Origin of the sequence: Weissella sp. MSCH1, assembly GCF_045799135.1 — a bacterium.
Classification (GTDB): Bacteria; Bacillota; Bacilli; order Lactobacillales; family Lactobacillaceae; genus Weissella.
This window is the reverse complement of record NZ_JBJMBA010000040.1, coordinates 134,009-151,235: the sequence shown is the minus strand read 5'-3', so window position 1 is coordinate 151,235 and position 17,227 is coordinate 134,009. Positions and strand designations below refer to the sequence as shown.

Here is a 17,227-nt window from a genome sequence, read left to right as displayed (position 1 = left end):
GTTGAAACTAATATATCAGTTTCCGAGATTATTTGGTTGATTTTACTTTGAGGAGTGACGATATGTCAAAAAAACGTATTTACCAATCTAAGCCGATCACATTAGGTCGAGCAGTTGCTTATGGATTGCCGGATTTGATGGGAGGTGGTGCCTTTACCATCATCGGCGCATTCTTGTTGTATTTCTTTACAACGTTTGCTGGGTTGACTGCCATTCAGGGGGCCACGATTATCGGAATCGCCCGTATTGTTGATGCGGTGACGTCGTTGGTAATGGGAAGTCTTACCGACAATTTCTATCGGACCCGTTTAGGTCAGCGATTTGGTCGCCGCCATTTCTTCTTAACGATTGGCGCACCGCTCATGTTTGCTTATGTGCTGATGTGGATCCCAAACATGGCGTTCTTGTACTACTTAGTTGTTTATTTGCTGTTTGAGATTATTGCCGCCTTTGTTTTGATTCCATGGGAAACACTGCCAACTGAAATGTGCAAGGATTATGCCAGCCGTACCAAGTTGTCATCGGCGCGGATGTTCATTTCAGCCGCTGGAACATTTATGGCAACTTTCGTACCCGGGCAAGTCATTCGCTTGTTGGGTGAAAACAATGCGTCAGCTTACTTCATTAACGCGTTAGTTTTTGCGGCAATCTTTGCGGCCGCGATCTTCATTACAAACATGAATACGTGGGAGCGTGAAGTGACGGAAGAGATGATTGCTGAATTTAACAAGCGGCCAAAGTTGAACCCAATCCAGACCGTCCAAAAGGAAATCAAGGATTACCTCTCAACGTTGCGCATCCGTTCATTCCGCAAGCACTTGGCGATTTACTTGTTCTCATTCACCGGTAAGGACGTCTTTAACACCATTTTTGCTTACTTTGTGGTGTCTTGCTTAGGTTTGACGGTGACTGACTCAGCTAATATTTTGTCATTGAGCTTCGTTGGTATCTTTGTCACGATTGGGGCCGGGGTCTTGATGGTGAAGAAGGGCCCTAAGTTCTTGTTCTTATCAGCCTACAGTTTGATGTTGCTGATGCTGGTTGCCTTCTATGCCGTATTCCAATTGCGTCCGGAAAACATGTTGATGTGGTTGCTGGGAATTGGTTTGGTTTACCAAATTGGTCGCGCCACGTTGGAGTTTACGCCTTGGAACGTCTTCCCGTTGATTCCGGATTTGGATGAATTGTTGACGAAGCAACACCGTGAGGGAATTTTCGCGGCGGTGATGACCTTTGTTCGTAAGTCAACGGTGGCTGTGGCAACATTTGCCGTCGGTGTCATTTTAGAAAAGGGTGGTTACATTGCTGGTGAAACAACGCAAAGCATCGCCGCTCAAAACACAATTGCCGGTGTCTTGGTGATTGGAACAGGTGGATTATTGGTGATTGCGGGTTCGTTTGCGATGACATTGCAATTGAACCGTGAAACGCACGGTATTGTCGTTGCCGAAATTGATCGTTTGAAGGCTGGTGGTGCGAAAGCAGACGCCACACCAAAGGTTCGTGCGGTGGTTGAAGCACTAACTGGTTTTGATTATGACGATGTTTGGGATGACAAAAATGTCCCAACAGTGAAAACAGCGCGGGCTCGCGTAGACATTGAGGAAGATTAAATCATGAAACTAACTGATAACTATATGACAGAACGAGAAGCGTTCACGACGATGGGCATTGAAGTGCCAACGTTTGACCAAGTTGACTTGGTCAAGACAGCTAAGGTTACCCCAACATGGGTGCACTTTGGCGGTGGTAATTTATTCCGTGGTTTTCACTCGGAAGTGGCCCAGGAATTAGTTGCTGCGGGTGAATTGCCGGCTGGCGTGATTGTTGCTGAAACCTACGATGATGCTGTGATTCAAGATGTGTACCGACGATTTGATAATCGCCACTTGAACGTCACGATGAAGGCAGATGGCTCATTGAAGCGCGAGCTAATTGCCTCGGTTTCGGGTAGCTATACTTTTAATCGCGATCACAAAGCCGATTGGCAGACGATGATGACTATTTTTGCCAAGCCATCATTGCAATTAGCGACGTTCTCGATTACAGAAAAAGGCTACAATCTGCGCCAACCAGACGGCTATTTTACTAATCAAGTTTTGGCTGATTTGGCGACAGACCCACACACTACTGCGCCAGGTAATAACATGGTTGCGACGGCCGCGTTACTATTGCACCGTTTTGAAACCAGTGCGACACCAATTGCAATGGTTAGCACGGATAACTTTTCGCAAAATGGTGACCGGTTACGTGAAACGATGCAAACCATTGCCAAGATGTGGGAAACAAACGGATTTGTGGGCGCAGACTTCATGACGTGGCTTAATCAGGATGTTACGTTCCCATTGTCGATGATTGATCGCATTACGCCAAATCCGGCTGCGTCGGTGGCTGAAGCGTTACAAGCAATCGGCTTTGCTGATACGGAGTTAATTCGTACACCGAAGGGCACCAACGTGGCGCCGTTTGCGAACACTGAAGAGGTCCATTATTTGGTCATCGAGGATAATTTTCCGAATGGCCGCCCTGATTTTACCAAAGCCGGGGTGTTCTTAACTGACCGGGCGACGGTGAACGACGCAGATGCCATGAAGGTAACGACGAGTTTGAACCCGTTGCACACGGCTTTAGCTATTTTTGGATCATTGTTAAATTACGATTCAATCGCTGAAGAAATGAAAAATGTCGACTTATTGAAGTTAATCCAAAACATTGGCTACGTAGAAGGACTACCTGTTGTAACTGATCCAGGCATCATCTCACCAAAACAATTCATTGATGAAGTGATTAATAAGCGGTTGCCAAATCCGTACATTCCGGACACACCGCAACGAATTGCCACGGATACGTCACAAAAGTTATCGATTCGCTTTGGCGAGACGATCAAGGCTTATGTTGCCGATGAGCACCGGGATGTGAATGATTTGGTCTTCATTCCGTTAACGCTAGCTGCTTGGGTGCGTTACTTGATGGCGGTCGATGATAACGGACAACAAATGGCTTTGAGTCCTGATCCGTTGTTGGCGACGCTTCTACCAAAGGTTGCGCCGTTACATCTTGGTTATGCCGGTAACTTGCATGATGTCGTGGTTGATATCTTGCAAGATGAACAAATCTTTGGCGTTGATTTATATGAAGTTGGTTTGGGTGTGCGGGTTGAAAATGACCTGGCCCAATTGTTGAGTGGTGAAGGCGCGGTTGCCTGCACCTTGCATAATGCATTGGCAGCGTACGGTCGATACGACGTTGCAGAAGGAGTAGTAAGTTATGGTTAAGATGGGATTTCGTTGGTACGGTTCACAAGATGATCCAATTCCGCTCAAGTACATTCGTCAAATTCCTGGGTGTGATCAGGTGGTCGGCGCGTTGTTTGATATTCCTGTTGGCGAAGTTTGGCCTAAGGAGCGTATCAAGACGCTTAAGGATGAGGTTGAGGCAGCCGGTTTGAAGTTAGAAGTGATTGAGTCGGTTAACATTCACGATGACATCAAAATTGGCTTGCCAACGCGTGACCAATATATTGAAAACTACAAGCAAACGATTCGCAATTTAGCAGAATATGGCATTAAGGTGATTTGCTACAACTTCATGCCAGTTTTCGATTGGGTCCGCACAGATATGCGTTTTGAGTTGCCAGACGGCTCGACTGATTTGGCTTACCGTCACGAAATGGTCCAAGGGACATTGCAAGAGACGCTTGATATGGTGACGAGCCAATCAGAAGGGTTTACCTTACCAGGTTGGGAACCGGAACGTTTGTCAGATTTGAAGAGCCTGTTCGATGCCTATGCCGATGTTGACGAGGACAAGTTGGCGGCCAACATGGCGTACTTCTTGCAAGCTATCATGCCAACATGTGAGGAGATGGATATCAAAATGGCCGTTCACACTGATGATCCACCACGCCCATTGTTTGGCTTGCCACGGATTGTGAAGAACGCAGCTGATTTGCGACGTATCGCTGCGATGTGGGACAGTCCTTACAATGGCTTCACAATTTGCACGGGTTCGCTTGGTGAGAATCCAGCGAATGATGTGCCAGCGATTATTCGTGAGTTTGGGGCGCAAGACAAGATTCCGTTTGTGCATGCTCGTAATATCAAGTTCATGGGTGACAACGGTGATTTCCATGAGTCAGCCCACTTGTCGTCAGAAGGTTCACTCGATATGTATGAAATCATGAAGGCGTTGCATGACGTTAACTTCGATGGTTACATGCGTCCGGACCACGGCCGTGATATCTGGGGTGAAGTCGGGCGACCAGGTTATGGGTTGTACGACCGTGCCTTGGGCCTATCATACTTAAACGGTTTGTTGGAAGCGTTGGCGAAAGGATCAGCTGATACAACGGAAACGGTTGTCATGACCGAAGAATTTGAGATGGTGTAAGCATGGCATTTTTAGATGATAATTTTATGCTTAAAACGACAGTGGCGCAGCGTCTTTATCACGAGTACGCGGCTGATCAGCCGATTGTGGATTACCACTGTCATTTGAGCCCCAAAGAAATTTATGATAATCAACAACCGGCTAATTTGACGCGGTTATGGTTGAGTGAGGGGACGGTTGGCGATCATTATAAGTGGCGGATTATGCGCGCGAATGGCGTGCCAGAACCTCTGATTACGGGTGACGGTGATGACTATGACAAGTTTGTGGCTTGGGCGGGTACATTAGAGCGTGCGATTGGTAATCCACTGTTTGAATGGTCACACCTTGAATTGCGCCGTTATTTCGGCATCAATGAGGTACTGAACCGCCAGTCAGCACCGCAGATTTGGGCACGTGCCAATGAATTGTTGGCCGATCCAGCATTTACACCACGTGAGTTAATCAAGCGGTCGAATGTCGCTGTTGTTGTCACGACGGATGACCCAGCTGATGACTTGTATTATCACCAATTGTTGGCTGATGAAGAAGATGCTTTCCGCGTTTTGCCGGGGATGCGTCCAGATGCTGCCATGGCCATCGAACAACTAGATTTCGCATTGTACATGGAAAAGCTGGCAGCGGTAAGTGGGATTGCCATCGATAGCTTCGCCAGTTTGGTAACGGCGTTGGATCAACGTTTTGAGGCATTCCATGCACTGGGGGGACGTATTTCAGATTATGGACTAAATACGTATCATTATGCAGCCGCAACGCCGGCTGAAATTGAGGATATTTTTGCCAAGGGCCTCGCAAATGAGCCGTTAACGGAGTTGGAAATTGCACAGTACACAACCGCCTTTTTGCAGGTCGCGATGCGTCAAAATAAAGCACATGGTTGGGCAATGCAGTACCACATCAATGCCGTGCGTGCTGCGAATAAGCCACAATTTGATGAACTTGGGCCAAACGTTGGCGGTGACTCGGTTGGGACACAGGCCGACATGCCGGACCAGATGCGCTTACTATTTGAAGAGTCACAACGCCAAGGCATTTTGCCGAAGTCCGTCGTCTACTCATTGAATGATAAGGACTGGTTAGAGTTGGTTACGTTGTTAGGTTCATTCCAAGAAGGGCCTACGCAGAAAATGCAATTTGGGGCGGCGTGGTGGTTTAATGATACGCACGATGGGATGGTGAAGCAGCTCAAATTATTGGCGAGCCAGGGGCTGCTTGCTAATTTTGTGGGGATGTTGACGGACTCACGGAGTTTCTTGTCATATCCACGTCATGAATATTTCCGCCGCATCCTGTGCGACGTGATTGGCGATTGGGTGGCAAATGGCCAAGTACCTGATGACATGGCATATCTCGGCCAAATTGTGACCGAGATTGCCGGGCAAAATGCCCATGATTATTTTGATATTTAATACACTTTACTAAAGAGGGAAAACAATGAAGCGTTTGAACATTCTAAACAAGTTGCAACAGGCTGGTGTGATTGCCGTGGTCCGAGCCGAGTCAGTTGAAAAGGCAGAGTTGATCGTCGACGCCTTGGTCGACGGTGGCATTAAGGGGATTGAATTGACCTTTACAGTACCACAAGCGGACGTCTGCATTAAAAACTTGGTCGACAAGTATCGTGGTACCGATGTCATTGTCGGCTGTGGGACAGTGCTGGATGCAGTGACTGCTCGTTTGGCAATTTTGGCCGGGGCGGAATTTGTGGTGAGCCCCTTCTTTGATGTTGAAACAGCGAAGATGGCCAACCTCTACCAAATCCCTTACATGGCTGGGGCGATGAGCATTACTGAGATGAAAGCGGCGCTTGAATATGGGGTGGACATCGTGAAGTTGTTCCCAGGTTCTGAGGCATCACCGTCAATGGTTAAGGCGGTTAAGGCACCATTGCCACAGGTTAACATCATGCCAACTGGTGGCGTGAATTTGGATAACATGGGCGACTGGATTGCAGCTGGCGTTGTGGCCGTTGGTGTTGGTGGTAGCTTGCTAAAGCCAGCTGAATTTGATGATTATGCGGGCGTAACGGATAATGCGCGCGCTTATGTTGAACGTTATCAACAGTTAACGGCAGCAAAAGAATTAATGGGGGTCTAGCATGAGCGAGGTGTTAACAATCGGCGAGCCAATGGCGGTTTTTGCGTCGACGGAAGCTGATGTGCCATTAGCAGTTGCCTGTAATTATGATAAGTTTTTGGCCGGCGCGGAAGTAAACGTGGCTGTTGGCGTTGCCCGCTTGGGTCACACGGTTGACTATGTCGCACAAGTTGGTGCAGATCCAATCGGTGACTTTGTACGTGCTGAGTTGACGAAGGCCAATGTCGGGACAGATCACGTTGCAGTCACGTCGACGCATACAACTGGGTTGATGTTCAAGCAACGCGTCACGACGGGAGATCCGGCGACTGCTAATTATCGAAAAAATTCAGCAGCGGCAAATTTGATGGCTAACCAAATCGAGAGACTTAACTTAGATGGCGTGAAAATTGCACACTTAACGGGCATATTTCCAGCCATCTCAGCAACGGCACGCGACACAACGTTAGCGCTTTGCCAACGTTTGGCGAGACATCCGGAAATCGTGAAAATCTTTGATACAAATTTGCGACCGGCACTGTGGGAAACCACGGAAGAGATGGTGGCAACGACGAACCAGTTTGCTAAGATGGCCAATATTGTTTTGCCAGGAATTAACGAAGGCGAAATCTTGATGGGGTCGCGCGATCCTGAAACGATTGCGGATTTCTTCATTGGCCAATCGGCGGTCACAGATACGGTGATTGTAAAATTGGGACCAGCGGGCGCATTCGTGAAGACACGTGATGGGCAAACAATGACGGTGCCGGGGTTCCGTGTTACTGAAGTGGTTGATACTGTTGGCGCAGGCGATGGCTTTGCCTTAGGGGTAATCACCGGCCTACTTGATGGTCTTGATTTATATGACGCGGTGCAGCGCGGTAATGCGGTTGGTGCAATGGCCGTGCAGGCAGCCGGCGATAATGACGGCTACCCAACACTAGTTGAACTTGAAACGTTTATGGCGCAACCTGTTTAATGACGTAACTTCATCAGTTTGCCAATAAAATATAAATGGTACGTCATCACCCGGGATACGTTGTATAGACACTTATTTTTGTTATAATTAAATTAATTATATGTTTTAGAAAGAGGTCGGTGCAATGGTGTATGAAGAGTTGCGTAATGATGGACAAAAATTAGCAGACTTGGCAGATGTGCGGTCGGCGGATGCTGTGTACCAAGCATGGATTGAAACGGGCAAGAAAACATATTCTCACGAAGAAATGTGGTCGCAATTGTTGAATGATTAAAACTCAATGACAAAAGTTGTTGACAAATTAGAAGGACGCGCATAATATAATCAACATCGACGAAGACGAGATGTAGTAGCAACGGAAAAATCCGCAGAGAGCTGGCGTTTGGTGAAAGCTGGTGTTTGGCAAGTTGTGAAAATGGTCTCTGAGTCTGTGTGGTTCTGCGAGCAGTAATGTAAGTGGTACCCGGGTGCGCCCGTTATAGCGCAAGCGTATATCCGGCGGCCGTTGACTAGTCCGGCCACAAGGCGTACGTCTCAAGCTTATTTGGGTGATCAAATAAGGAAACTGGGTGGTAACACGAGTCATTTCGTCCCGGGGATGCTAGCAATAGCGTTCCCGGGCTTTTTGTTTATTCGGCCAAATAAGCAAACTTGGTTATCCCAATATATTATTAAAAAATCATGGGGATTATTATTATGAGTAAGTTTGTAACAAGTGCAGTTTTGACATTGGCAGTCGCTGGTGCGGTGGTACCCGCAACGACAATCGTGGCCTCAGCTAATAGCAACAAGGAACTTAAGACGGTGAAGGTCGGAATCAATTCACCATCAAAGACGGATCAAGCCGTTTGGAAAATTGTTGAGAAGAATGGTGAAAAGCACGGCATTAAGATTAAGTTGGTGACCTTTACTGATTTCAACCAGCCAAACGCCGCTTTGAAGCAGGGTAACATTGACGCCAATGCGTTCCAACACTATGCGTTCTTGGCTGATTGGAACAAGGCGCACAAGTCTAATTTGCAACCAGTTGGTGAAACAGTACTTGGCCCAGGGCGCTTGTACTCTGACAAATATAAGTCAGTTAAGGACATTCCAGATGGTGGTACCGTGGCTGTTGCCAATGACCCAACCAACGAAGCACGCGCCCTGTTCTTGTTGCAAGCAGCTGGTTTGATTAAGATTAAGGCCGGCGTAACGAGCCCAACAGTGAAGGACATTGTCTCAAGTGCCAAGCATTTGCACGTTAAGGAATTGGCGGCTGACCAAACATTGGCTAGTTTGAAGTCAGTCGACGCGGCGGTCATTTCAGCCACCTTCGTGGAAGCAGCTGGTCGCAATCCAAACTCAGCGATTTACGTTTGGAATGCGAACAACAAGCAATCACATCAATGGGTTAACATTATCGCTGCCCGCCATGATGACGCTAAGAAGTGGTACATCAAAGCGTTGGTAAAGTCTTACCAAACGAAGGAAGTGGGTCAGTACATTAATGACCATAATAATGGCACGGAAATCGCAGCTTGGCAGGGTGCACCGAAGGCTAAGATTGTGACGGCCGACACGGCGTCATCAGCTTCTACGGCATCATCAAAGTAAAGTCATTTAACGGGGGAATTACAATGGGGGCAACACAACTAACGGCACTTCGGTCACTATCACAGCCGGTCATACTGGCTGGTCAATTATACGCAGCACAAAGCTATGTTGATGACATCGCTAATGATTATCAGACGGATTTGATCAGCGTTGTTAATCAAACTGCCACGACACTGGCAACGAATATTTCGCAGTTAACGGCTACCGAGCACGCGTTGTTTTATCAACAATCTGGGCAAGTTTATCGTCGCACGGGCGATGGCCAAGTGACCCAGTTAACACAGACAAGCCACAAAATTGTGAGTTTTGCGCCCACACCAGATGGCACCAAAATTGTGTTTGCTGTCCTGGTTTCAGATGCAGAAGCATTTAACACGGTGAGCGATCGACCACAGGTGCGCCACTACACAAAGCGTCGTTATAAGGCGGACGGGGTTGGTTTTACCGATGAGCAACGTCACTTTGACGTGTATGAAGCAACGATTGCCGGTGAAACCCGCCGATTGTTGACAACGGATTTGCCAGTGCAAGTGGCTGACACGACGACGACACAGGCATTGTTGATTGCACAAACGACTACCGAGGATGCGGATGAGTTACACTCAGCCTTGCAGTGGTTGAATCTGGCGACCGGCGATATCACACCGCTGACGACGGCTGTTGCGGAAGTCCACGAGGCGTCGATTGCGCCGGATGGGCGACAGGTGTTGTTCATCGCTAATGATGACCAATATCCTAATCGTCGGGTTGCCAGTTTATACCATTTTGATGGCGAAGCAACGGCCATTGCGTTTGATCAAGAAGAACTGTTAGCTGAGCCGAACTCAGATATCGTGGTGCAAAATCAAGCCCGACATGTCCGTTGGCTGGATAATGACACTTGGTTATTTGAAACTGGCTTCCATGGTCACACCCGTGTGTATCAAGTGTCAGCCACAACGAATCAGTTGTTGCTGGATACACCGCAATACTTGCAGGACTTTACAATCGGTAAAGACACTGTCATTTTTGCGCAACAAGATACAGCTCATCCCAGCCAATTGTTGGCGCTCGATTTAGTAACACAAGCTACGCACATCGTCTTTGACGCCAATGCAGCGTTACAATTCCCACGCGCTGAAAAGTATGTCTTCAGTAGTGAAGATGGCTCGCCAGTGGATGGTTGGTTCTTGGCAGCGCAACGTGATGCACCGGCACCGGTTGTGTTGTACGTGCATGGCGGACCGCATGGGGCTTATGGGGATGCCTTTTTCTGGGAATTCCAGCGTTTTACCGAAGCAGGGTATAACGTGGTGTTCACGAACCCACATGGTTCAACCACGTATGGCCAGGACTTTATCAACGCCGTGGTTAATCACTATGGCGAACAAGACTTCCGTGATGTAATTGCCGGTTTGGATGTCGCATTGCAACGCTTTGGTGAGTACATCGATGCCAGTCAGCAAATCATTATCGGTGGTTCGTATGGTGGCTTCATGACCACTTGGGCGATCGGTCACACCAGTCGATTCGAAGCAGCGATTTCACAACGGCCAGTTACCGAGTGGTTACACCTGACCGGCGCCAGTGATATTGGCTACAATTTTGTGCAAGACGAAATGGGTGCCAATCCCTACACGCCAGCTGGTCGTGAGGAATTAATTAAGCGTTCACCAATTACGTATGCCGCACAAGTGAAAACACCACTGCTCATGTTGCATGGTGAGTATGATCTCCGAACGCCCATTGCACAAACCGAGATGTATTACACCGCCATTAAAACATTGACAGATACGCCGGTTGAAATGGTGCGTTTCCCGCAAGCTTGGCATGGGGTGTCACGAAATGGCTTACCAAACTTACGTGAGACTCGTTTGACCGTCATGTTTGATTGGCTAAAAAAGACACTAGCATAGCGATAATATAAACACCGCCTCCGTACAAACAGTGCGAAGGGCGGTGTTTTTCGTTGTATAACTATATATGTTTATGTGAATATAAATTTCTGTCCTTATATATATTGGCGTGGGGTACAATAGAACAAATAAGTGATTTGAAACGTGGGTTAATAAGAGATATGAAAATAACGAAAAATACGGTCATGCTGGGAATTGCGACAATCGCAGTGCTAGTTGTCGCGATGCTGGGTGTTGCGAAGGGCACTAAGCATGAATCAACGACGACGAAGCATGTGGCGGCAAGTCTGTCAGCAGCTAAATTACCAAGCAGTAGTCAATCGATTGCCTCGTCACAATCAACGAGTAGTCAAGCCGATGACGTATCGGCTTCATCAGCAACGTCGGTGACAACAGCCACGGCGACGAATGATGCTAAGCCAACGGACGCTGATCAGAGTTACGCGGATGCGGTGGCGTTGGCAACACGTGAGGCCCGTCAAACCGTTACATCAGACCGTTACCGCTTTGTGGGGCCAAAGGGTGGTCGTAATACAGATAAAGAAATTAAGATTGGTTTCCAGAAAATTAGTAACAACCAAGATAGCGCACAAGGTTATGCCTTTTTAGTTTATGATCGCGCGGGAAAATTATTACGTCGCGAAGGATTCTAAGATATTACTAGCATCTGTCAGATTTGTATGCGAAACTGGCAGTACGGAGGGGTATCTTATGACATTACCAAAATTAATCGCTGTCGATTTAGACGGCACATTTTTTGATGACCACCAGCAAGTTAACGCTGCCAAGTTTACGGCGTTATTGGATCGTTTAGATGCAGCTGGTGGCCATTTTGTTGCAGCAACGGGGAATAGCCGCGACGTGGTGGATCATTTTTTGGCACCGTTTGTCGGTCGTTTTGACTATGTCATCCAGAATGGTGGCCAGGTTGTCACCAAGGACAACGAAACGTTAGCCTTACACGGCTTGGATCAACGACAGTTGGAACTTGTTAAGGCGACGGTTGAGGCCGACGATTTGGCACCACGCCACGGAAACGTCTACAGCACAGCGACGGATGGGTACATGATGCGCGCCGATAAAGGTCAGGGTGAATTGTATCAAAATATGGTGATGGAGTTTCCAAATTTGATTTTTATCGATGATTTATCGGAAATCCCTGATCCAGTAATCAAGATTATTTTGAACTGGCCCGAGTCTGAAGCGACACCATTTATGGCCAAGCTAAACGCCGAACTCGCAGGTACGGCGCACGTCACAACGTCTGGCTTTGGCATGATTGATGTGGTGGCGCCGAATGTGAACAAGGCGGTTGGATTGCAGACGTTGGCGAACCACTATGGGGTGACGTTTGCGGACATGATGGCCTTTGGGGACGGCGCAAATGACATCGAGATGTTGCAGGCGGTTGGTCAGCCATTTGCAATGACCAACGCAGCGCCTGCTTTGCTTGAGCAGTTCCCCCAGACCGTCGCCGATAACAATCATGACGGTGTATTAGACACAATTGCGACATTCTAGGCGGTTCATTTCGTTAGTAAAGGTATCAGGCCTGATAATAACGATATGGAGGTACGGGGATGAAGGGATTTGAATTGGTATTTGAGACAACAGTTGTGAACCTTGCAACAGCCACCTTACGACTGCGGTCGGTGACGAAAGTTGAAAAGACAGGGTTCAAGTCCGAAGCAAATAGGTAAACTAATCGTTTCTCCATTTAAGGTTTCACTGATAAAATAATAGTAGAAACAAGATTGGAGGAACGAATGTCATGACATCATCACTATATATGTTGTTCAATCAAACGACAGGGACTCCGGAATTAGGGGCCTACTTCGTGACTGAACTAGACGCCAAAAAGTATATGTATGCTCACGGCATGCAAGGTTACACGGTTGTGAAGCCAGCACGATTGACTTTTGACAAGCCAACTCGTAAGCGTGCATAAAATCAGAATGATAGAGGACCTGGGTAACTGGGTTCTCTTTTATTTTGCCTGCATGATGTTGCATCGCATCTACTCAGCTACCTTGGCTGATAATCAAAAAATCATGAGTGGATTTCGGCTGCTGGCATGGTGGTTGGGGTGTGACGGAGTGATTTGCCCAGGTAAATCTTAGGCGGAGTCACGCTCCAACCACCATGCCTCGTGCGGTAGCACGACAAACAACATAAAACTGAATACCCGCCGTTTGTGTTAATCAGGCTACTCGCGTTATAATTGTAAGGATAATAAGTAACTGTTGAGAAGTTGGAAACGAGAGTGGTATGTTAACAGTCATCAAACAGCACGAAGATGAAAATGTGATTGTTTACGATTACTACATCGAAGGGCGACAAGATGTTTACGAAGATACCGGCCACATTGTCATTGAGTCGATGGGTGGTTCTGCGACTTGGCGCGCCGTAAACGATGATACAGAAAAGTATCTAAAGCAAGCCATCACCGCGTTGATCATGAAACGCAACGAAAACGGTGGTGTGTACCCAGATAACTTAAAGGTTGTGCAGGGTTAACAAAATTGAATAAGAGAGTCAGCAAGAGACACAAAACCGCTGGCATGGTAAACAGATGATGTTTATTATGCTAGTGGTTTTTTTATTAGCTATTTTCGAGTATGATAATTACTAAAAATAACAATAAAGTTTGTAACGGGGAGAATAATGGGGAAGATAAAATTACCAAACATGCGGTTTTACACCTTTAATGGCGTGCATGCGGAAGAAAAACGGTTGGGGCAACAGTTGAGCGTGGATGTGATCGTGCATTATCCCATTGAGCGCCTGGTACAAGGGGATGACTTGGCAACGACAATTTCTTATAGTGCGGTGTATCGCACTGTCGAACGCGTTGTGACAACGAATCAATTTGACTTAATCGAGTCGGTCGCATTGTTAGTCATGCGCACCTTGCAAACGGAATTCCCACAAGCCACGCAGGTCGATGTTGCGGTTACCAAGCACGCTTTACCAGTGCCTGGTATCTATGACCCGTTTACCGTTTCCGTATCGACGGCGGAGGAATAACACATGACTACAGCATATCTGAGTATCGGTAGTAATCTTGGCGACCGCCAGCAGCACTTACAAACGGCAGTGACCCTGTTAAAGGCCCATCCCGCGGTTAACCAGGTGGTGGTATCGGCCTTGTATCAAACCGAACCGGTTGGACCAGTACAACAGGATGATTTTTTGAATATTGCGGTGCGGTTGGAGACGACTTTGACGGCGCCGGATCTGTTAGATCTCCTGCATGAGATTGAACAGGCTGGTAACCGGGAACGTCAAATTCATTGGGGCCCCCGGACGATTGATTTAGATATTTTATGGTTTGGCGAGTCAGTAATCAACACAGCCACGTTACAGGTGCCACATCCGGAAATGGCTAATCGGTTATTTGTCTTGGCGCCCTTGCGTGAAGTGGCAACACCAGCACGGGTAGCAACCGTAACCGACTTAATTGCAGCGACAACGGATACGAAACAAGTCATGAGAATAGGGGAGTTTGAAGACCATGCAAACGAGTGAAGAAGATGTGCGGCGGCTACTGACGGCGATTGGAGATGATCCGTCCCGCCCAGGTTTGATAGAAACACCCGCCCGAGTCGTGAAAGCCAACGCTGAAATTTTTGCGCATACTGGTGAAACCACGTTTACTGACTACAAATTATTTGAGGTAGCCACAGACACCGATATGGTCGTGGTGGCTGACATCCCGTTTTATAGCATGTGTGAGCACCACTTGCTGCCATTCTTTGGGACGGTTACGGTTGCCTATCAACCAAAACAGCAGGTAATCGGGTTGAGTAAAATTCCACGCCTCGTCGATTGGGCGGCTCGTCGACCAAGCGTGCAAGAAGGACTAACGACATTGATTGCAGATGAGCTATCGCGCATTGTGTCAGCTGAAGGCGTCGCGGTACATATTTCAGCCCGGCATATGTGCATGGAGATGCGCGGTATCAACCGGCCTGGTACAACCACGACGACTCAAGTCACGCGCGGCATTTTCAAGACGGATGCCATGTTGCGCCAAGAATTTCAACAACAGGTGCACTAAATGCGGACCTATGAAGAAGTGCTTAGCTTGATGGACAGCGGTTGGCGTGTCGATGATGCGGGCCGTTTGAATTTTTTGCGCCAGGTGAATAAATGGCTAGGTCAGCCAGACCGGCAACTTCGGCTTGTCCATGTGGTTGGAACGAATGGCAAGGGATCGGTTGTTGAGATGACAGCCCGCATACTAGAAGCGGCTGATTATCAAGTTGGCACGTTTACATCACCTGCCATGTTTGATGCACGTGAACAGGTACAATTAAATCATCACAGCATGTCAAAATCAGCAGTGGTCCATTGGTATGAACACATTCGCACGGTCTTAATGGCCCACGGCGAGGAACCGGCCGCATTATCAGCCTTTGAATATTGGACGTTTATGGCCTTACTTTATTTTGCTGATACCCATGTCGATGTTGCAATTATTGAGGCGGGATTGGGCGGTAAACAAGATGCCACCCATGTGATTAGTCGGCCGGCCGTGGTTGCGGTTACGCCAATTAGTTTGGACCACATGCAATGGTTAGGCGGCACGCTTGAAGCGATTGCGACTAATAAAGCGGCGGTTATTCAACCAGGCAGTCGTGTGGTGAGCGCGCAACAGGAACCGAGCGTTACGGCTATTTTGCAACACGCTACGCAGCAAACCCAAGCAGCCTGGCAGGCAATTGATGTACCGGTCGAAATTTTAGCAGATACGCCAGCGCAGCTACGCCTTCAAATTGCGGGTGCGCCTTATGAGCTTGGGTTACGCGGACAAATGCAGGCTGAAAACGTTCGGCTGGTTTGGCAAATTTTAGCGCAACTCGACTTACCAACGACACCTGAAAGTCGGCAATTAGGCTTATCACAAGCGACGCTATTTGGTCGGTTAACGGTGACTGGACGGGTGATTTATGATGGCGCGCATAACCCAGCGGGTGCTCAGCAGTTAGCTAATGAATTGGATCGCTGGGGGTTACGGGGACACGTTATTTTGATTCTGGGGATGCTAGCCGATAAAGATACCGCGGCAATTCAAGCAGCGTTAACACCGTTAGCGCGCCAAGTGATTGGCGTGACGGCGGATAATCAACGGGCTATGTTGGCGACTGACATCGTCCAACACACTGCTACGTTAGGTGAGGCGATGACACAGGCAAAACAACTCGCAACAGCGACGGATTGGATTGTTGTTGCTGGTTCGTTCTATACGATTAAAGGGGTAATCACACATGGCGATTTGGCAAGTGAACACGACGCGTTTATCTGATGACGCTGGGTTAATTATTGGCATTTTAAATACCAGCCCGGAATCGTTTTACGACGGTAATCAGGTAGCCACAGCGACCGCCTCGGTTGCACGAGCGTTGCAGTTATACGCGGATGGGGCCGACATCGTCGAAGTGGGTGGTCAGACAACGCGACCTGGCTTTCAAGCGCAGGGACTTGAATTGACGCCCGATCTGGAGATTGAACGCACGATACCCATTATTAAAGCGATTAAGCAGGCGCAACCGCAGGCATTAGTGGCGATTGATACGTATAAGTATGAGGTGATGGTCGCAGCGGTGAACGCCGGTGTTGACGTGATTAATGACGTGAATGGGTTTACGGACGATCCACGCAAATTAGCGTTCTTGGCGACAACGCCGGTTGGGTTGCTGACGATGTGGAATCCCCGCCAAGCGCATGTTGCTAACGTGCGAGCTGGTCTTAGAGATTGGGCAATGGCTAATTTGAACACTTTAACAACAGCTGGCATTGCTGCAGACCGAATTTTACTTGATCCGGGGCTTGGTTACGCCAAAGATAGTGCATTAGCGCATGATTTGGCGATTATGAAGCACGTTGACGTTCTGGCAGAGTTAGGTCGGCCAATTTTAGTTGCAGTCTCGAATAAAGGATGGGCCAAACAACTGCTCGGGTTAGATAAACAGCACCGCACAACAGTATCACTTGTGGCAGCGCAAGCGATGATGGGCCGTGGTGCCCGCGTTTTGCGAGTGCATGATGTCAAACAAACCCGTGATATGCTGCGCGTGTTGGCAGCCATTGCACACGTTTAAGCGCCATTTTAGGTATCGTTAGCCTTGGTTTAAGGAACTACCGTTATAGTTAATCATGTTGACAGGGGGAACACCTAATCAACACAAACCAAATGTGACAACTCATAACTCTCTCTAAATAATGATCGCCTGTCGCCCAGCAGGCTGGATCCGAAAGACCCGTTAGCTAAACAGCTAACGGGCTTTTT

General features: G+C 48.0%; 18 protein-coding genes and 1 other annotated feature. All 18 genes read left to right on the top strand.

The genetic code is table 11. From position 1 onward, the window contains the following. The first annotated feature begins 62 nt into the window (after positions 1 to 62). Positions 63 to 1,613, top strand: a complete 1,551-nt coding sequence (locus ACJ28U_RS06400; protein WP_407618729.1) for an MFS transporter — start codon at positions 63 to 65, stop codon at positions 1,611 to 1,613. Further along, positions 1,614 to 3,275 carry a mannitol dehydrogenase family protein gene (locus tag ACJ28U_RS06395; protein ID WP_407618741.1) on the top strand — a complete coding sequence of 554 codons (1,662 nt, stop codon included), beginning with the start codon at positions 1,614 to 1,616 and terminating at the stop codon, positions 3,273 to 3,275. It begins immediately after the preceding gene. Further along, positions 3,268 to 4,389 (top strand): mannonate dehydratase, encoded by a 1,122-nt coding sequence (uxuA, locus tag ACJ28U_RS06390; RefSeq protein ID WP_407618728.1) that lies wholly within the window; start codon positions 3,268 to 3,270, stop codon positions 4,387 to 4,389. The genes ACJ28U_RS06395 and uxuA overlap by 8 nt, the downstream gene beginning before the upstream one ends. 2 nt (positions 4,390 to 4,391) lie before the next feature. Beyond that, complete coding sequence (gene uxaC, locus ACJ28U_RS06385) at positions 4,392 to 5,798, top strand: glucuronate isomerase (protein ID WP_407618727.1); 1,407 nt, start codon at positions 4,392 to 4,394, stop codon at positions 5,796 to 5,798. A gap of 25 nt (positions 5,799 to 5,823) precedes the next feature. Then, positions 5,824 to 6,486 (top strand): bifunctional 2-keto-4-hydroxyglutarate aldolase/2-keto-3-deoxy-6-phosphogluconate aldolase, encoded by a 663-nt coding sequence (locus ACJ28U_RS06380; RefSeq protein WP_010370951.1) that lies wholly within the window; start codon positions 5,824 to 5,826, stop codon positions 6,484 to 6,486. Between the two features lies 1 nt (position 6,487). Further along, positions 6,488 to 7,444, top strand: coding sequence for a sugar kinase (locus ACJ28U_RS06375; RefSeq protein ID WP_407618726.1), 957 nt, complete (start codon positions 6,488 to 6,490; stop codon positions 7,442 to 7,444). 124 nt (positions 7,445 to 7,568) lie between these two features. After that, the gene (locus ACJ28U_RS06370; RefSeq protein ID WP_407618725.1) at positions 7,569 to 7,718 is read left to right on the top strand and encodes a hypothetical protein; all 150 of its coding nucleotides are present in this window, start codon (positions 7,569 to 7,571) and stop codon (positions 7,716 to 7,718) included. Positions 7,719 to 7,771: 53 nt separating this feature from the next. Continuing rightward, positions 7,772 to 8,042: a binding site (T-box leader), on the top strand. A gap of 98 nt (positions 8,043 to 8,140) precedes the next feature. Then, entirely contained in the window at positions 8,141 to 9,040 is a 900-nt protein-coding gene (locus ACJ28U_RS06365; protein ID WP_407618724.1) for a MetQ/NlpA family ABC transporter substrate-binding protein, read from the top strand. A gap of 23 nt (positions 9,041 to 9,063) precedes the next feature. Further along, positions 9,064 to 10,935 carry a S9 family peptidase gene (locus ACJ28U_RS06360; protein WP_407618723.1) on the top strand — a complete coding sequence of 624 codons (1,872 nt, stop codon included), beginning with the start codon at positions 9,064 to 9,066 and terminating at the stop codon, positions 10,933 to 10,935. A 161-nt stretch (positions 10,936 to 11,096) separates the two neighbouring features. Continuing rightward, on the top strand, positions 11,097 to 11,588 hold the full coding sequence (locus ACJ28U_RS06355) for a hypothetical protein (protein ID WP_128735562.1): 492 nt from the start codon (positions 11,097 to 11,099) through the stop codon (positions 11,586 to 11,588). A 58-nt stretch (positions 11,589 to 11,646) separates the two neighbouring features. Then, positions 11,647 to 12,456, top strand: a complete 810-nt coding sequence (locus tag ACJ28U_RS06350; RefSeq protein WP_063083548.1) for a Cof-type HAD-IIB family hydrolase — start codon at positions 11,647 to 11,649, stop codon at positions 12,454 to 12,456. 250 nt (positions 12,457 to 12,706) lie between these two features. Next, positions 12,707 to 12,883: a hypothetical protein gene (locus ACJ28U_RS06345; RefSeq protein WP_010370908.1), complete on the top strand. Its 177-nt coding sequence runs from the start codon at positions 12,707 to 12,709 to the stop codon at positions 12,881 to 12,883. Between the two features lie 320 nt (positions 12,884 to 13,203). Then, positions 13,204 to 13,452, top strand: a complete 249-nt coding sequence (locus tag ACJ28U_RS06340; RefSeq protein ID WP_043708469.1) for a hypothetical protein — start codon at positions 13,204 to 13,206, stop codon at positions 13,450 to 13,452. A gap of 147 nt (positions 13,453 to 13,599) precedes the next feature. After that, complete coding sequence (gene folB / locus ACJ28U_RS06335; protein ID WP_407618722.1) at positions 13,600 to 13,962, top strand: dihydroneopterin aldolase; 363 nt, start codon at positions 13,600 to 13,602, stop codon at positions 13,960 to 13,962. Between the two features lie 3 nt (positions 13,963 to 13,965). Further along, positions 13,966 to 14,463 (top strand): 2-amino-4-hydroxy-6-hydroxymethyldihydropteridine diphosphokinase, encoded by a 498-nt coding sequence (gene folK, locus ACJ28U_RS06330; protein ID WP_407618721.1) that lies wholly within the window; start codon positions 13,966 to 13,968, stop codon positions 14,461 to 14,463. Beyond that, on the top strand, positions 14,450 to 14,995 hold the full coding sequence (gene folE / locus ACJ28U_RS06325; RefSeq protein ID WP_063083539.1) for a GTP cyclohydrolase I FolE: 546 nt from the start codon (positions 14,450 to 14,452) through the stop codon (positions 14,993 to 14,995). Before folK ends, folE begins: the two co-directional genes overlap by 14 nt. Then, entirely contained in the window at positions 14,996 to 16,243 is a 1,248-nt protein-coding gene (locus tag ACJ28U_RS06320) for a bifunctional folylpolyglutamate synthase/dihydrofolate synthase (RefSeq protein WP_407618720.1), read from the top strand. Continuing rightward, positions 16,206 to 17,039, top strand: a complete 834-nt coding sequence (gene folP, locus ACJ28U_RS06315; protein WP_407618719.1) for a dihydropteroate synthase — start codon at positions 16,206 to 16,208, stop codon at positions 17,037 to 17,039. Before ACJ28U_RS06320 ends, folP begins: the two co-directional genes overlap by 38 nt. Positions 17,040 to 17,227: the final 188 nt, after the last annotated feature.

What these genes read in the sequence shown, in the direction of transcription:
- ACJ28U_RS06400 (WP_407618729.1), top strand. Translation starts at nt 63, where the DNA reads ATGTCAAAAAAACGTATTTACCAATCTAAGCCGATCACATTAGGTCGA.
- uxuA (WP_407618728.1), top strand. Translation starts at nt 3,268, where the DNA reads ATGGTTAAGATGGGATTTCGTTGGTACGGTTCACAAGATGATCCAATT.
- uxaC (WP_407618727.1), top strand. Translation starts at nt 4,392, where the DNA reads ATGGCATTTTTAGATGATAATTTTATGCTTAAAACGACAGTGGCGCAG.
- ACJ28U_RS06380 (WP_010370951.1), top strand. Translation starts at nt 5,824, where the DNA reads ATGAAGCGTTTGAACATTCTAAACAAGTTGCAACAGGCTGGTGTGATT.
- ACJ28U_RS06375 (WP_407618726.1), top strand. Translation starts at nt 6,488, where the DNA reads ATGAGCGAGGTGTTAACAATCGGCGAGCCAATGGCGGTTTTTGCGTCG.
- ACJ28U_RS06370 (WP_407618725.1), top strand. Translation starts at nt 7,569, where the DNA reads ATGGTGTATGAAGAGTTGCGTAATGATGGACAAAAATTAGCAGACTTG.
- ACJ28U_RS06365 (WP_407618724.1), top strand. Translation starts at nt 8,141, where the DNA reads ATGAGTAAGTTTGTAACAAGTGCAGTTTTGACATTGGCAGTCGCTGGT.
- ACJ28U_RS06360 (WP_407618723.1), top strand. Translation starts at nt 9,064, where the DNA reads ATGGGGGCAACACAACTAACGGCACTTCGGTCACTATCACAGCCGGTC.
- ACJ28U_RS06355 (WP_128735562.1), top strand. Translation starts at nt 11,097, where the DNA reads ATGAAAATAACGAAAAATACGGTCATGCTGGGAATTGCGACAATCGCA.
- ACJ28U_RS06350 (WP_063083548.1), top strand. Translation starts at nt 11,647, where the DNA reads ATGACATTACCAAAATTAATCGCTGTCGATTTAGACGGCACATTTTTT.
- ACJ28U_RS06345 (WP_010370908.1), top strand. Translation starts at nt 12,707, where the DNA reads ATGACATCATCACTATATATGTTGTTCAATCAAACGACAGGGACTCCG.
- ACJ28U_RS06340 (WP_043708469.1), top strand. Translation starts at nt 13,204, where the DNA reads ATGTTAACAGTCATCAAACAGCACGAAGATGAAAATGTGATTGTTTAC.
- folB (WP_407618722.1), top strand. Translation starts at nt 13,600, where the DNA reads ATGGGGAAGATAAAATTACCAAACATGCGGTTTTACACCTTTAATGGC.
- folK (WP_407618721.1), top strand. Translation starts at nt 13,966, where the DNA reads ATGACTACAGCATATCTGAGTATCGGTAGTAATCTTGGCGACCGCCAG.
- folE (WP_063083539.1), top strand. Translation starts at nt 14,450, where the DNA reads ATGCAAACGAGTGAAGAAGATGTGCGGCGGCTACTGACGGCGATTGGA.
- ACJ28U_RS06320 (WP_407618720.1), top strand. Translation starts at nt 14,996, where the DNA reads ATGCGGACCTATGAAGAAGTGCTTAGCTTGATGGACAGCGGTTGGCGT.
- folP (WP_407618719.1), top strand. Translation starts at nt 16,206, where the DNA reads ATGGCGATTTGGCAAGTGAACACGACGCGTTTATCTGATGACGCTGGG.